We start from the raw sequence: 13,995 nt of genomic DNA, 5'->3' as shown, positions 1-13,995 counted from the left end.
GTGCGTTCAGCCTCTACGGGTCTACAGGTAGATCGGGAAGGTGGCGTCGACGGCGAAGCCGTGCGGCCGGGACGGGTCCCGCCTGAGGATCACCCGGGCGGCGCGTACGTCGATGGGCTCCCGGCCGGCCAGCATCATCGCCTGCAGCAGCACACGCCCGACCGGCTCGGGACGGGACGGCCAGGACGCCTCGATGGTCAGACGGAGACGGGTGGACTGGGCGAGCCAGCGGTGGATGAGCTGCTCGTTGGCGGTGACGACCTGCTGGGTGGCCCACTGGGCGGTCTCGCGGTCCGGATAGGTAGCGGATCGGGTGCGCACCTTCGGCTCCCCTTCTGAATGCTGCTGTGTGCGGCGGTCGGTGAGTGGTCGGAAACGGCTAGTCGTCCTCGAATCGCCACAGCACCAGAACATGCTCGTCCGATACCCCGATGAGGCAGATGTCGATGGTGGTGTCGGCGAGGTTGCTGGCGTAAAAGGACGAGGCCAGAAAGTCCGCTTCTTCGCCGTCCTCCGCGTGCCCATGATTGGTGTAGAAATGTGCGCCGTTCCCTGCCGCCTTCACGATGTCACGCACACAGGCTTCACGTTCCACGTCTCGTTTGAGGAGAGATTCCCGGGGCCCGTACAGAAGAGAACCGACCGAAATCAGCCCGACCAAATCAACGGCTTTCTCCGGCGAGATCTCCAGGACGCTGTCTCGCAAGGCGCTACGGTCGACGTGTCGGAGCACAGGGTGAGCCTGGATTGCTGTCATGACAGTGTCCTCCCAGGCCGCGCCCCTCCGCGGCAGCAGGGCGGCGAAGGACTGGCGATCATCGAAATGGCCTCTCGCGCAGTCGGGCAGCGTCGTCGTCTTATCCGGCACAGGGTCTCCTACGGGGTGGTCATGGCAGCGACGGCATCGAGGTGTAGACAACGTACGGAGGGTGCAGCCCGTTCTTGTACTTGAGTACGACCTTTACCGAATGGGTGTCCTTTGCGGCGCCGGCTCGAGGGTCACGTGCCTCGACTGTGCGCCCGGTCGCAGCATTGAACTCCACCGGATCAAGACTCAGAATCGAACTGTCCGAACGTGGTTTGGAGAGCCATTTCTCGATCTTCTCACGGTTGTTCAACCCGGCGTTCTGCTGGCTAGAGCCGGCAGGCGGCCCCACGTAGTCCATCGCAGTTTGCGTAAGTCTTTGGGCGGATGCAAGGTCAGTGAAGCTGGAGGCCGCATCGATCGTCGGCTGATCTCTGAGCCGCTGCGCGAGTTGCTGATCAGTCTTGCCGACATGTTTGTCGATGACGTGACTCCCGTGAACCCCCTCCTGATTTGCCAGATCAATTGGGTAGGTGTGATTGGCTTCGCTGTCTCCCGGTACCGTGTATAGGGGACTTCCCTTGAAGTCCGTCAGCGCCCGGGCGCCGAAAGCCTGGGCCCTGGCCGCCTCGGCCTTGAACGTTGGTGCACTCGTTTCTGCCTCGTCCAGCGCCGGAAGTAGCGCCCTTACTTCATGGGCCTGGCGGCGGACCCGGTTGTTGTAGGCCGACACGGCGTCGTTCATAGCGCCTTCGTCGATTTTCAGCACGATGCCCAACGACAGGTCCGTGACCAAGCCCTTTCCTACATGCCAAAGACCCTTGAGCAGACTCTTCGCTTCCTTGATGTCGGCACCGTCACTAAGATCCAGCTGTTTGAGACTATCGAGAACGGCCTGGCGGTAGATCCGGTGCAGATCGTCACGTACGTCTTCGGCTGCTTGGGTCACTGCCGACAGGGATTCGGCCATTGTGCTGCACGTGTCGAACAGGACAGCGAAGACGGGATGGCTGGACCCCTGCTTGTTGGCGTTGTCGTTCGACCAGTCATAGCCCACGCGGCGTTGACCCCAGGCCGAGGTCCCCCACAGGGTGCTGCAGAACGTCCGCATCGCGTGGTACCAGTCCGAGTCGGCTTGATCGGTGATACTGCCGATGAGGCCTGTCAGCGTGCCTTCAACCGTGCCGAGGGTGGTTTGCGGCATGAGCCACGTCTCAGAGATCGATGACAAGTGCAGATGGTTGGGCAACGGCAGGATGCTCGCTGCCTTGCCCCAACGGCACTCGTACTCGAGCAGGGGACGGATGACTGCCAGAACCGCGGCTTCCAGACCTTCCAAGGCCTCCTGCACGATGCTCTGACTACCGTCCAGATCGCCCCACTTGAAGTCGGTGACCGGACCGTACCTGGGCGGATTTTCGATCACATGAGGGTGGGGCTGATGCGTCGGATGCCCCGATGGGGAGGGATGTGTAGCGGCGTCGGCCGCTGCATAGTTGTTCGCCGTGCTGGTAAAACCGACAGCGGCTCCGCCGATGCTCACCACCGCCTGGGCCCACACGGCAAGAAACTTCTCGGAGACCTGTCCGTAGGCGGTAGTGAACTCCTGCATGGCTGGGCCGTTGCCGCCGGCATCGGGGTAACGGCCCAGTTCGTCGAGAAACGACTTGATACCCCGGTCGAAAGCCCCCTGCTGGTCTGCCACAGAATTGGAGACGCCGTAGAGAACGGACGGAGTCACGTCGATCGTTCCGCCTGGTGCGGGCGGTGGGACGCTCATCAGGCGGCTCCCCATCCCCGCAGCACGGCCTGGTGCGCCGCCGTGTAATTGGCGTGTCCGGTGGTGACGTACCCGTGCAGCCACTTCTGGGCCGCCTGGAGGTCCTGGGCCGAGTGGTCCCACTCGTCGAGTTTCTGGACGAAGACCTCGCGGGCCTCGCCCTGCCAGGAGAGGACGACAGGTTCGACGCGGTCGTACAAGGAGTCGAGCTTCTCGTTGAGCTTCTTGAGGATGTCCTCGAGCTCGGTGGCAAGTTCGTGCAGTGTTGTGAACTGGACGGTTATGCGGTCGTCGCCGGCGTCGTTCTGGCTGGACATGCTCCCCCTCGTTGTCGCCGATCACCGTCGAGCGACAGTCCCGGTCAGTACGTGTCGAGGTTGCTGCGAGGCGGTGACGACTCCTGGGGTGATGCTGTGGTGTTCGGCGTGGAGAGCCTGTCCACCTCGCTTCCGATGTCCACGTGCACCTGTCGCATCCGGGCGAGCACCTCAAGGTCGTCTCGGGAGAAGCCGTCCCGGCTCAGGCGTACCGCCTCCTCGAGCTGTTTCATGATCTCGCGGATGCGCACGGCGTCCTCGGCCGCCGCCCGGTGGAAGCCTCGGTACGCGGTTGCCGCCGGGCCCTGCCAGCCGGCCTCGATCCGGTCCACCAACGCATCCATGCGCCGGACCTGCTTGTCCAGGTATCCCTGCATGTCGTCAAGGTCGTCGGCCAGTCCGGTCAGGCCCTGGTGTGAGACCTGCAGATCCGCGCCGTCTGCTTGAGCAGAACCCATTCGCCCGGGCAGGGTCATGCCATACGCCTTTCCCCCGTCACGCCTGCGTATCAACAGCGCATTTTCCCAGTCATCGTACGAGAGTGGTGTGACAGCTCGACGAGGAGGAGGGCGGGTTCTCCGGAGGCTGTGCGGGGCACCCGCCGGGAGTCGTTGCCGATCTCAACCCTCGGTGAGCACGTACACCGGCGCTCCGCCCGCCGTGCCGCCGCCGGAGCGGATGCAGGCGTGCTGACGCAGCAGACGCAGACACTCGTTGACCCGCCTGACGGACAGCCCCGTGCGCGCCGCGATCGATTCGAGGGGCTCGCGCAGTTCCCCCTTCGCGACGAGGACCGGGGCGATCACCACGGCCACCGACCAGACGTCCTCCGTGACGGACAGGCGCCGACGCCAGTCGGCGAGCAGGGAGGCTGTGGTGGTCCCCGTCTCGGGGGCATCGCTCGGGGGCGCGGGGCGGCCGAGAGCCAGGATGTCGAACCGGTCGGCGATGCGCTCCATGGCCCGGGCCATGGCTTGCTGTACCGCCAGGGCCGCCTGTCCCGTGGCCAGGATCTCCTGCTGCACGGCCAGCGATTCACGCTGTGCGGACGCAAGCTGCTCGTCCACCTGAAGGTTGTGCGCCTCCAGCCGGACGATGGCCTCGGCGAACTGTTCCGGCATGGCGTAGGCGATGGGCGCGCCGGGCTCGGCGGGCTGCACCTCGGCCTCGTCCAGGGTGTAGGAACCCTCCCGCTGCACTGTCTCGATCACCTCGGCGACCCATTGCTTGAAGGGGGCGCAGGCGGGCTTGGTGCAGGCGTTGACGAGGAGGATGAGACCCTGCAGAGAGATGACATTCAGGTCTCGACGCCACTCCCTACCTGCGGGAATGCTGAGACCGTGACTTCCAGTCAGTGTCTCGAGATTTTCTCGATGCTCTTCCGGTACGTGGTCGAGGAGAGCTTTCCTCGGGGTCGTGTAACCGAGTTCGGTGCACACATCCACCGCCGGAAACCAATGACCCCCGTCCGGCATGGTGAGCCGCCGTACGCGGGCCCCCGTCGCCGCGTACACGAAGTCGCTGATGTCGATGGCCTCCTGGGGGCCCGTGCGGTCTGAGCGCTTGCTGGGTTCGTTCATGTGAACCACCTCCGCCGGGGAACGTAGGGCGGAGGAAATCGAATATGCCAACCGCACGGGCGAACCTTCACGATTGCGAGAGAAGATCAGCGAAAGACGTGGCGCGGGCCGCTCAGCCCGTGGTCTGAGCGTGTCTCGGTGCTGCGCTCACCTGTGGAAATGTTGAGACCGTAAGCTCCAGTTACGGTCTCAGTCATTTCTCAGCGCGGTACTCCAGGGCCCGTCGGCAGCGGCTCGGCGCGGAGCCAGTGGTTGCTGGTGGTCCAGCCCAGGAGGCGGCGGCCTTTGTCTTCGTCCGGCGGGGTGCCCTCCAGCGCTTGGCGCAGGCCGGTGAGGGCGGGGGTGAGGCGGGCGGCGGTGTGCCAGGGCTGCCGGGCGAGTTCCTCCGTCAGGCGGTCCACGGTCCGCCGCTGCTCGTCGGGCGCGCACAGTGTCAGGAAGAACACCAGCTGCCGCCAGGCGTAGGCGACGTCCTTGATGGTGCCGAGCGGACGCGGGTTGTGGTGGACGCGCCCGGTCAGCCGGCACACCGCCGTGAAGCAGGACAGGGCCGTCTCCGCCCAGCCGTCTCCGGGGTCGATGCCGACCCGGTCGACGAGCGTCGCCAGATTGTGCGTGGTGAGGATCTGCGCCTGCTCGATCACCGTGCCGTTCGCCGCGACCGAGGAGCCGGACGCCGCGTTGCCCGGGGCGAACTCGGCGGCCCGCTGCCGGCACAGCGTGGCGAACCCGGGTGACGTACGCGCCCCGCCGGAGCGGCGCGCCGCCTCGGCCGCCTCGACGATCGCGAGATTGCGCACCGCGCGGTAGTCGATGGCGTAGTACCGCTCGTACAGGGAGCCGCCGCCGAGGAGTTCGGCCGCCACGCGCGCGGCGGTCAGGAACTTCGGGCTGAACGTGCCCATGAAGATGTCCGCGGCGAGTTCCTCCACGAAGGGCGCGCCGAGCTCTGCCTGGCGGGCGAGCACGGACAGCTCGCGGACCAGCGGGTTCGGCAGGATCGTGCCGGGGAACGCCCGCACCGCGAGGCCGCCCAGCTGCCGCAGCGTGGCGGCCGCCACCTCCTCCGCCCCGTCGCCGACGCGGTGCGCGGCGACGGCCCGCACCCACGGCAGCTCCTCCACCCGTACCTGCCGCTCAAGGTTGAGCAGCAGCAGGGAGCGGCGGTTGCGGAACGCGCGGTAGTTGGCGGCGGCGAGCGACCGCAGCGCGGGATCAGGGTGTGCCGCCGCGGTGGTGGCGGCGACGAGCTGGGGGACCAGTTCGGCCAGCACCTCCGCCGAAGGCACGACACCGCGCTCCACGAGCGTGCCGACTGGCGCGCTGAGCGCCGCCTCGACCGGCCGGCGCACGGCGGCCGGGACGACCGTACCCGCGGGCACCCCGGCCTCGTCGGCCTCCTCGGCGCTCACCGGCGCGACGAGCGGCTCCAGCTCGCTCGCCCCACGGTCCTGCGGCAGGCCGGACAGCCGCCCCAGTACGACGCGGGCCAGCGCGTGGTGCGAGGGCAGTGCGGCCTGGGCTGCCTGCTCGCGGCGGAGCGCCGTGTGCTCGGCGGAGCCGGGGAGCCCGCGCCGGCGCACCATGGAGGTGACGGCGTGCCGCAGCAACCCCAGCCGTCGAGGCGGGAATTCCCGCCCGGCCACGGTCTCCTCCAGCGCACCGCGCAGGATGCCCAGGTTCTCCCCGGGCTTGAGGTGCTTGGTGCAGTGCGTGTGGCGCCGGGCCAGGTCGCGGTAGCGGCGCAGCAGCCCGGCGGAGCGGAGGAGCCAGGGGTCACCGGCTCCGGGCAGGTGTATGTGTCCCTCCTCGTTCGTCACCTCCAGCCAGTGCAGGAGCAGTTCGTCGCCGAAGGGCTGCCAGACGGCCAGGGCTTCGCGCTGCGTCTCGACGGCCGTGCTGGGGCGCCGGCGCGCGAGGGTGTGGGCGGCGTCGCCGACGGTGGAGCGGTGCACGGCGTCGGGCCCGGGCGCGGGCCGTTCCGACGGTCGCGGGCTGAACCGCAGCCGGTCCGCGAACGGCGCCAGTTCCTCGACCAGGTCCAGTGCGGCGTCCAGCTCCCCGGCCCGGACCAGCCACGCCACGGTGAGCAGTGCGGCCTCCTCGGGCACGGTCACCTCGTAACGACCGCTGTCGAGCAGGCCGTACAGGTGAGCGAGCCCGTCATCGCTCAGGAAGGAGCGGAACAGCTCCCGCCGCTCTTCGGGCACACCGGCACGGCGCGCCGCGGCGATCTCGAAGTCGAGCAGCGGACCACCCGCACTCGGCGTGCCCGTCGCGAAGCCACCCCGGACGACCTCGGGTGTGACCCACGCGGGCAGTCCGGCGACGGGCGTACGGGAACCGATCGTCAGCAGGCCGCTCGCCATCCCGTCCAGCACGGCACGCCACTTGCGTCCGCGCTCGTCACCGCGCCGGCGGGTCTGCGAGTCGGGGTGGGTGGCGGCCGTACGGAATGCGGCGGCCAGTTGGCCGGCCGCGTATCCGGGGTTCGCCTGCGCGAGGTGCTGCTGCTCAGCGTCGTCGTTCATAGCCGACGTGGCGGGTTCCGCCCCCGCGCCCTCCGGGTCCGGAGCCCGGTGCTCTGCTGCTGAGCTACACGTCGATGTGCCGACGGTAGACAGCGCGCGACCGGTCCCACAAACGGATTTCCATGCCGGATCACCCTCTGGTGACGGTCAGTTCCGCCCACACCGTCTTGCCCACCGTGAGCTGGTCCACGGCCCACCGGTCCGCCAGCGCGGCCACGATCAGCAGCCCCCGTCCGAACTGCTCGTCGTCCCGCACGGGGCGCGTCTCCGGCAGGCGTTCCCCTCGCGGGTCCGTCACCGCGACCCGCAGCGTGGCGTCCCTGAGCGACGTCTCCACCCGGAACAGGCGGTCCGACAGGCTCCCGTGCAGTAAGGCGTTCGTGCACAACTCACTGGCGACCAACGCCGCGTCGGCCGCGGCGCCGGGGTGCCCCCAGAGCAACGCGAGATGCCCGACGCGGTGCCGGACACGGGCGACGTTCCTGGGATACGGCGGGTACGAGACGGCGTCGTAGCGGTCGTACGGCTTGGGGAAGGGGACGGGGCAGGCGTCGGACATGACGTGGACCTCCGGTGCGCGGGGTGGGGTCATTTGCGGTGGCTTCGCCGCGCGGGCAGCACGGTGCACTTCCGCCAACTGATCTCGCAGGGTGGCGTCTTGAGTACCGAAAGTAGCGGCGGCTCCACCCTGTGTGCAACTGGTCCCGGGGAAATCCGTCCCCCAGTGTTGCGGCGTTGATCGGTGGATTGCAGACTGGCCGTCGACCTGGGAGGGAACCGGCGTGACCGCAGACGAGTTCAAGCGCGGGAACCGCGTATCCACCGTGCTGGCTCGCAAGTTGGGCGGTGAGCTGCTGCGTCTGCGCGACGAGGCGGGCCTGACCCAGCCCCAGGCAGCGGAGGCGCTCTCGGCGACAGGGACCAAGGTCGCCAAGATGGAGCGTGGCTGGGTCCCGTTTCGCGACCCGGACATCCGCATCCTGTGCGACCTGTACGGCGTGACGGACCCCAAGGTCGTGGAGCGCCTGCTCAGCCTTGCCCGGACGGACCGAGAGCGGCGCAAGGCCAAGGGCTGGTGGAATCACTATCCCGTGCTGCGATCGCTCGTCGAATACGTGGCGCTTGAGGACATCGCTACGGGCATCCGTACGTGGCAGGGCGCTTTCGTGCCGGGTCTGTTGCAGACGCCGGACTACGCGCGGGCGCTGGCGGTCGGAAACGCCGACTGGGACGACCCCGATGAGATCGAACGTTTCGTCGAAGCCAAGATCGCGCGGCAGGGCCGGCTCACGGATGCCGAACCGCTCAGCTTGTGGGCCGTGGTCGGAGAGGGGGCGCTGCGGCAGCTGGTGGGCGGTCGTGACGTCATGCGTGCACAGCTCGGGCACCTGGTGGAAGCCGCACGGCTCCCCAACGTCAAGCTTCAGGTGGTGCCGTTCATCGCTGGCTCCCACCCTGGGATGACCAGTGCCTTCAGCGTGGTGTCCTTCACCGAACCCGGCGCCATGGACGTGGTCTACATGGACACCGCCTCGTCTACGCTGTGGCTGGAGAGTGAGAAGGACGCCGATCGTCACAACGCCATGTTCGAGCGGATCGCTCGCTGCGGACTCGCTCTCCGGGACTCGATCGCCCTGATCGAACGCATCCGCAAGGAGCTGTGAGCCGTGCCGCACTTCGAGTTCGTCAAGTCCAGCTACAGCAGTGGCAACGGGGAGTGCGTAGAAGTCGCCCGCAACATCCCCGGCACTGTCGCCGTCCGGGACTCCAAGGACGCCGGCGGCCCGCTGCTCCGCTTCGGTCCCTCCGCCTGGAGCGCCTTCACGGGCACAGGGCGACGGGCCCGCCGCTGGAGTGCGGCGGGCCCGTCACAGAACACTGGGTGAGCGCGGGCGTCAGGCCTTCGAGAAGCCGTAGTTCAGGAGCTTCGTCGCGTCCGACGCGCGGACCGAGGCGTTCGTCGAGGACAGGACCGTGCCGATGACGGTCTTGCCGCCGCGCGTCGCGGCGAAGACCAGGCAGTAGCCGGCCTCCTTGCCGGAGCCGGTCTTGACGCCGATGGTGCCGCTGTAGGTGCTCAGCAGCGTGTTGGTGTTCGTCCACGCGCCCATCGTGCGGATGCTGCCCGTCTTGGTGACGGTCTTGGCGGTGTACGACTTCGTCTTCACGATCGCGCGGAAGTTGGCGTTCTTCATCGCGCTGCTGGCGATCTTCGTCAGGTCGCGCGGCGTCGAGTAGTTGCCGCCGTTGCCGATGCCGTCGAAGGAATCGAAGTGGGTGTTCTTCAGGCCGAGGCTCTGGGCGTTGGCGTTCATCTTGCCGATGAAGGACTTCACGCGCGCGTCGCGGGTGGTGCCGCTGCCGAACTTGTCGGCCAGCGCGTAGGCGGCGTCGCAGCCGGAGGGCAGCATCAGCCCGTAGAGCAGCTGACGGACGGTGACCTTGTCGCCGACGATCAGGTGGGCCTGCGAGGCGTTCTTCGAGACGACGTAGTCGCTGTACGCCTTCTGGATGGTGACCTTGGCGTCCAGGTTGAGGTTCGGCTGCGCCAGCACGACCTTCGCGGTCATGATCTTCGTCGTCGAACCGGTGGAACGCCGGGTGTCCGCGGCCTTGTTGTAGAGGTCCTTGCCGGTGCCGTTGTTCATCACGTAGCCGCCCTTGGCCACGATGGACGGCGTCGTGACGGCCTGCGCGGGGGCCGCGGTGAGGGCGCCGGTGGTGAGCAGGGCGCCCGCGGTGACGGTGACCGCGGCGGCGCGGCGCAGCCGGCCGCCCTTGATGCCGGAAATGGCGGTAATCAACTGAGATACCCCAATTATGAGTGAATGCCCCTTAGGGGCGGCCTAGTTGAGGGGAAAGCAGGTAAGGCCGCACAGGTATGACGCGTACCTGGCGCTCATGGTTGTACGCGTTGCGGGGGAGTTTGGTTCGTCACCACGGAAGGGCGACGGGAGCTGCCGCTGTCCGGATGCTGAAACGGGGCCCTGCTTGGGTACGTGATGTATCTATCCTGTGGGCATGCCATCCGCCCCGTCCGCACCCGTGAAGCAACCACCCGCCGCCGACCGCGTCTACACCCACGTCAAGAAGGGCGTCCTGGACCGCCGCTACCAGGGCGGCACCCTCCTGACCGAGGGCGAACTCGCCGAGGCCGTCGGGGTCTCCCGGACCCCGGTGCGCGAGGCGCTGCTGCGGCTGGAGGTGGAGGGGCTGATCAAGCTCTACCCGAAGAAGGGCGCCCTCGTCCTGCCGGTCTCCGCCCAGGAGATCGCCGACGTCGTCGAGACGCGGCTGCTGGTCGAGGAGCACGCGGCCCGCAAGGCCGTGCCCGCCCCGCCGGGACTCATCGAGCGGCTCGAGGAACTGCTGGCCAAGCAGAAGGCGCAGGCCGCCGCCGGCGACCTGGCCGCGGCCGCCGTCACCGACCGCTGCTTCCACGCCGAGATCGTGCGCAGCGGCGGCAACGAGATCCTCTCGCGCCTGTACGACCAGCTGCGCGACCGGCAACTGCGGATGGGCGTCGCCGTCATGCACTCCCACCCCGACCGGATCGCCAAGACCCTCGCCGAGCACGAGGAGATCCTCGCCGCGCTGCGCTCCGGCGACGCGCAAGAGGCCGTGGAGATCGTCCACCGGCACGTGGGCTGGTTCTCCCACCTGGCCCGCGGGGAGGTCCGATGAGTTCCCCGTCCTCCTCCACGGCGCTGCCGGGCGATCCGCCGGGCGGACGGCGTGCGATCGCCGTCTGGTCCATCGGCGTCGCCGTCTACTTCGTCGCCGTCATCTTCCGTACGTCGCTGGGGGTGGCCGGCCTCGACGCCGTCGAGCGCTTCCACGTGGGCGCCTCCGCGCTGTCCACCTTCTCCATCCTCCAACTGCTCGTCTATGCCGGCATGCAGATACCCGTCGGCCTGCTGGTCGACCGGCTCGGCACCAAGAAGGTGCTCGGCATCGGCGTCGTGCTGTTCACGATCGGGCAGCTCGGGTTCGCCTTCCTGCCGTCGTACGGCATGGCGCTCGCCTCACGGGCGCTGCTGGGCTGCGGCGACGCCATGACGTTCATCAGCGTGCTGCGGCTTGGCGGGCGCTGGTTCCCCGCGCGGCGCGGGCCGCTGGTGGCGCAGCTCGCCGGGCTGGTGGGCATGGCCGGCAACCTCGTCTCCACGCTGGTGCTGGCGCGGCTGCTGCACGGCATCGGCTGGAGCGCCGCGTTCGGCGGCAGCGCGATCGCCGGCGTCGTCGTGTTCGTCCTGCTGCTGCTCTTCCTGAAGGACCATCCGGACGGGTTCGCGCCGGAGCCGCTGACGCACCGGGGCGCCGCCTATGTGCGCCGGCAGATCGCCGAGTCCTGGCGGGAGCCCGGGACCCGGCTGGGGCTGTGGGTGCACTTCACGACGCAGTTCCCGGCGATGGTGTTCCTGCTGCTGTGGGGGCTGCCGTTCCTCGTCGAGGACCAGGGGCTCAGCCGCGCCACGGCCGGCGAACTGCTCACTCTCGTCGTGCTGTCCAACATGGTCATCGGCCTGGTCTACGGCCAGATCGTCGCCCGGCACCACGAGGCGCGGCTACCGCTGGCGCTCGGCACGGTCGGGACGACGGCGCTGCTGTGGGCGGCCACGCTCGTCTGCCCCGGCGCGCACGCGCCGATGTGGCTGCTGATCGTGCTGTGCGCGGTGCTCGGCGCGTGCGGGCCTGCGTCGATGATCGGCTTCGACTTCGCGCGGCCGGCGAACCCGCCGGAGCGGCAGGGCACGGCGTCCGGGATCACGAACATGGGCGGCTTCGTGGCCTCCATGACGACGCTGTTCGCGGTGGGCGTGCTGCTGGACGCCACCGGGGACGACTACACCGTGGCGTTCTCGTCCGTGTTCGTGCTCCAGGCGCTGGGTGTCTCGCAGATCCTGCGGCTGCGCGGGCGCGCGGCGCGCAGGGAGCGGGAGCGGCTGGTGGCGAGCCGGGTGGAGACGGTGCACGTACCGGCGTGACGGGGGCGTGCGGCCCGCGTCGTCGTCCTGAGCCGAAGCCCCGCGTCTACGCCCCGCGTCGAAGCCTCGCGTCGAGGGGCCCCGGCGCCGAGGGGACCGCCGTCGGGGCGCGGCCCGGTGCCGGCGGGCCGCCCCGGGCGTGCTCCACGCGCTACGGCGTCACCGGGAGCGCTACGGCGTCACCGGGAAGTGGCGCAGGATGGCCGCCGCCAGGTCCAGGTCGCCCTCCGTCTTGATGCGGTCCGCCGCCGCCTCCGGTGTCACCCGGCCGCAGGCCAGGCGGACGTAGGTCTCCCAGTCGAGGGTGAGGGTCGCGGCGGGGCCGAGGGCGGGGGTGCTCTCCAGGCTGCCGCGGCCCTGGATGTCGACGCGGATCGTGCGCAGGAACTCCACCGGGCCGTGCACGTCGAAGACGACCGCCGAGCTGCGCGGGGCCCCGGCACGCTCGGCGACGACCTGCGGCAGGGCGTCCAGCAGCACATCGCGGGCGACGTACGCGCCCGGCGAGTCCAGGCTGCCGGGACGGCCGAGGGCCGTGCGCAGGTCCTGCTCGTGCACCCACACGTCGAAGGCGTGGCGCCGCATCGAGTCCTTCAGCGTGACCTCCGCGCCGAGGGGGCCGCGCACCTTGGTGCCGGGGTCGCGGGAGTCGTTGCGCAGCTGCCGGTTGCGGCGGATGACCGTGTACTCCAGCTCGGCCGTCATCTCCGGCGCCGTGTGGTGGCGGCGGACGTCGACCTGCATCTCCATGTAGCGCTGGTGGTCGTTGGTGACGTGGAACAGGTCCCGCGGCAGCGTGTGGATGGGGCGGGGGTCGCCGAGCATCTCGCAGTCCAGGCCGATGACGTGCGACACGATGTCGCGCACCGACCAGCCCGGGCAGGGGGTACGACGGTTCCAGTCGGCGTCCGCCAGCGGCTGCACCAGCTCGGATATCGCCTCGATGGAGTGGGTCCAGGCATCGGCGTAGGGCTGGAGAGTGGGATGCAGACTCACGGAAACGGGACCCCTCGGCGGTCGTGTACACGGGCAGGTAGTGGCGTGGGTGCCAGTGGGAGGCGGCTGCACTCGGCGGTGTCTGGAATGGCTAAGTTACGCTGCTCCGAGGCACCCCGGCAGTGCTTTCTCGTGACGATCGTAGGCCGTGTGGCCGCCCGCGTGGGCAGCCCGTTTGGCAGGACGGTGGTAGTGTGCGCGCCTCTTTGATCCAGATCGCCGTGAACGAGGGCGAATCGGTGGCGGACCGGCGGCTTCGGGCCGCCTCCCTGGTACGGGAACAGGCGGGCTCGGCCGACCTCGTGGTCCTGCCCGAACTGTGGACGTGCGGCGCCTTCGCCTACGAGCGGTTCGCCGCCGAGGCCGAGCCGCTGCACGGGCCGACCTTCGAGGCGATGGCCAAGGCCGCGAGCGACGCGGGCGTGTGGCTGCACGCCGGCTCCGTCCCCGAGCGGGACCCGGACGGTCCCCTCTACAACACCTCCCTCGTCTTCTCCCCTGCCGGTGATCCGGCCGCCGCCTACCGCAAGATCCACCGCTTCGGTTTCGACAAGGGCGAGGCGGTGCTCATGGGGGCGGGGCGTGAGCTGGTGACGGTGCGTCTGCCGGACACCACGCTCGGCCTGGCGACCTGTTACGACCTCCGTTTCCCCGAACTCTTCCGCGGCCTCGTCGACGCCGGCGCCGAGACCCTGGTGGTCCCGGCGGGCTGGCCGGAGCGCCGCCGGGCGCACTGGACGCTGCTGGCTCAGGCCCGGGCGGTGGAGAACCAGGCGTTCGTGCTCGCCTGTGGAACGGCCGGGACGCATGCGGGAGTTCCGCAGGCGGGTCACTCGATCGTGGTCGACCCGTGGGGTGAGGTCCTCGCCGAGGCGGGCGCCGGGGAGGAGGTCCTCACGGTGGAGTTCGACCCGGCGAAGGTGGCCACCACCCGTGAGCAGTTCCCGGCGCTGAAGGACCGGGTGCTGGGTCTCGACGCGCCCCGGCGCTGATCGCCG

15 protein-coding genes and 1 tRNA gene are annotated in these 13,995 nt (G+C 69.1%); 5 read left to right on the top strand and 11 right to left on the bottom strand.

All coding sequences use genetic code 11. The features are described from left to right. Positions 1-21: 21 nt before the first annotated feature. The 9 genes from AC0B9F_RS28750 to AC0B9F_RS28710 all read right to left on the bottom strand — a co-directional run bounded on the left by AC0B9F_RS28750 (position 22) and on the right by AC0B9F_RS28710 (position 7,605). On the bottom strand, positions 22-321 hold the full coding sequence (locus tag AC0B9F_RS28750) for an RNase A-like domain-containing protein (RefSeq protein ID WP_472007480.1): 300 nt from the start codon (positions 319-321) through the stop codon (positions 22-24). A gap of 58 nt (positions 322-379) precedes the next feature. Beyond that, the gene (locus AC0B9F_RS28745) at positions 380-868 is read right to left on the bottom strand and encodes a hypothetical protein (protein WP_472007478.1); all 489 of its coding nucleotides are present in this window, start codon (positions 866-868) and stop codon (positions 380-382) included. A 19-nt stretch (positions 869-887) separates the two neighbouring features. Then, positions 888-2,585, bottom strand: coding sequence for an RNase A-like domain-containing protein (locus tag AC0B9F_RS28740; RefSeq protein ID WP_472007476.1), 1,698 nt, complete (start codon positions 2,583-2,585; stop codon positions 888-890). Further along, a complete protein-coding gene (locus AC0B9F_RS28735; RefSeq protein ID WP_472007473.1) occupies positions 2,585-2,902 on the bottom strand; it encodes a WXG100 family type VII secretion target in 318 nt (105 codons plus the stop codon). Before AC0B9F_RS28735 ends, AC0B9F_RS28740 begins: the two co-directional genes overlap by 1 nt. Positions 2,903-2,946: 44 nt before the next feature. Next, on the bottom strand, positions 2,947-3,378 hold the full coding sequence (locus AC0B9F_RS28730; RefSeq protein WP_472007471.1) for a WXG100 family type VII secretion target: 432 nt from the start codon (positions 3,376-3,378) through the stop codon (positions 2,947-2,949). A 144-nt stretch (positions 3,379-3,522) separates the two neighbouring features. Beyond that, on the bottom strand, positions 3,523-4,482 hold the full coding sequence (locus AC0B9F_RS28725) for a BRO-N domain-containing protein (RefSeq protein WP_472007469.1): 960 nt from the start codon (positions 4,480-4,482) through the stop codon (positions 3,523-3,525). 200 nt (positions 4,483-4,682) lie between these two features. Next, the gene (locus AC0B9F_RS28720) at positions 4,683-7,013 is read right to left on the bottom strand and encodes a hypothetical protein (protein WP_472007467.1); all 2,331 of its coding nucleotides are present in this window, start codon (positions 7,011-7,013) and stop codon (positions 4,683-4,685) included. A gap of 2 nt (positions 7,014-7,015) precedes the next feature. Continuing rightward, positions 7,016-7,087 (bottom strand) — tRNA-Arg (locus AC0B9F_RS28715). 56 nt (positions 7,088-7,143) lie between these two features. Continuing rightward, complete coding sequence (locus AC0B9F_RS28710; protein ID WP_472007465.1) at positions 7,144-7,605, bottom strand: ATP-binding protein; 462 nt, start codon at positions 7,603-7,605, stop codon at positions 7,144-7,146. A 190-nt stretch (positions 7,606-7,795) separates the two neighbouring features. Here AC0B9F_RS28710 and AC0B9F_RS28705 point away from each other — a divergent pair, with 190 nt between their 5' ends. Together AC0B9F_RS28705 and AC0B9F_RS28700 are read left to right on the top strand one after the other, a co-directional pair. Further along, positions 7,796-8,677: a helix-turn-helix domain-containing protein gene (locus tag AC0B9F_RS28705; protein ID WP_472007463.1), complete on the top strand. Its 882-nt coding sequence runs from the start codon at positions 7,796-7,798 to the stop codon at positions 8,675-8,677. Positions 8,678-8,680: 3 nt separating this feature from the next. After that, positions 8,681-8,899: a DUF397 domain-containing protein gene (locus AC0B9F_RS28700; protein ID WP_472007461.1), complete on the top strand. Its 219-nt coding sequence runs from the start codon at positions 8,681-8,683 to the stop codon at positions 8,897-8,899. Positions 8,900-8,908: 9 nt separating this feature from the next. Here the strand turns inward: AC0B9F_RS28700 and AC0B9F_RS28695 are convergent, their stop codons facing one another. Then, on the bottom strand, positions 8,909-9,817 hold the full coding sequence (locus tag AC0B9F_RS28695) for a D-alanyl-D-alanine carboxypeptidase family protein (RefSeq protein ID WP_472007458.1): 909 nt from the start codon (positions 9,815-9,817) through the stop codon (positions 8,909-8,911). Between the two features lie 217 nt (positions 9,818-10,034). On the opposite strand from AC0B9F_RS28695, the gene AC0B9F_RS28690 reads away from it, so the two are divergent. Further along, positions 10,035-10,697 (top strand): GntR family transcriptional regulator, encoded by a 663-nt coding sequence (locus AC0B9F_RS28690; protein ID WP_472007456.1) that lies wholly within the window; start codon positions 10,035-10,037, stop codon positions 10,695-10,697. Beyond that, positions 10,694-12,001 (top strand): MFS transporter, encoded by a 1,308-nt coding sequence (locus tag AC0B9F_RS28685; protein WP_472007454.1) that lies wholly within the window; start codon positions 10,694-10,696, stop codon positions 11,999-12,001. The genes AC0B9F_RS28690 and AC0B9F_RS28685 overlap by 4 nt, the downstream gene beginning before the upstream one ends. A 171-nt stretch (positions 12,002-12,172) precedes the next feature. Here AC0B9F_RS28685 and AC0B9F_RS28680 read toward each other — a convergent pair whose 3' ends face one another. Then, positions 12,173-12,997: a maleylpyruvate isomerase family mycothiol-dependent enzyme gene (locus tag AC0B9F_RS28680; protein WP_472007453.1), complete on the bottom strand. Its 825-nt coding sequence runs from the start codon at positions 12,995-12,997 to the stop codon at positions 12,173-12,175. A gap of 194 nt (positions 12,998-13,191) precedes the next feature. On the opposite strand from AC0B9F_RS28680, the gene AC0B9F_RS28675 reads away from it, so the two are divergent. After that, a complete protein-coding gene (locus tag AC0B9F_RS28675) occupies positions 13,192-13,989 on the top strand; it encodes a carbon-nitrogen family hydrolase (RefSeq protein WP_472007452.1) in 798 nt (265 codons plus the stop codon). Positions 13,990-13,995: the final 6 nt, after the last annotated feature.

The sequence above is a fragment of the Streptomyces sp. NPDC097129 genome, from assembly GCF_055668065.1.
The sequence above is the reverse complement of the archived record's forward strand: the minus strand, read 5'-3'. Positions and strand labels throughout refer to the sequence as shown.

Coding starts and splice junctions, on each gene's coding strand:
- AC0B9F_RS28730 (WP_472007471.1), bottom strand. CDS start 3,378: ATGACCCTGCCCGGGCGAATGGGTTCTGCTCAAGCAGACGGCGCGGAT.
- AC0B9F_RS28710 (WP_472007465.1), bottom strand. CDS start 7,605: ATGACCCCACCCCGCGCACCGGAGGTCCACGTCATGTCCGACGCCTGC.
- AC0B9F_RS28685 (WP_472007454.1), top strand. CDS start 10,694: ATGAGTTCCCCGTCCTCCTCCACGGCGCTGCCGGGCGATCCGCCGGGC.
- AC0B9F_RS28725 (WP_472007469.1), bottom strand. CDS start 4,482: ATGAACGAACCCAGCAAGCGCTCAGACCGCACGGGCCCCCAGGAGGCC.
- AC0B9F_RS28690 (WP_472007456.1), top strand. CDS start 10,035: ATGCCATCCGCCCCGTCCGCACCCGTGAAGCAACCACCCGCCGCCGAC.
- AC0B9F_RS28735 (WP_472007473.1), bottom strand. CDS start 2,902: ATGTCCAGCCAGAACGACGCCGGCGACGACCGCATAACCGTCCAGTTC.
- AC0B9F_RS28740 (WP_472007476.1), bottom strand. CDS start 2,585: ATGAGCGTCCCACCGCCCGCACCAGGCGGAACGATCGACGTGACTCCG.
- AC0B9F_RS28720 (WP_472007467.1), bottom strand. CDS start 7,013: ATGAACGACGACGCTGAGCAGCAGCACCTCGCGCAGGCGAACCCCGGA.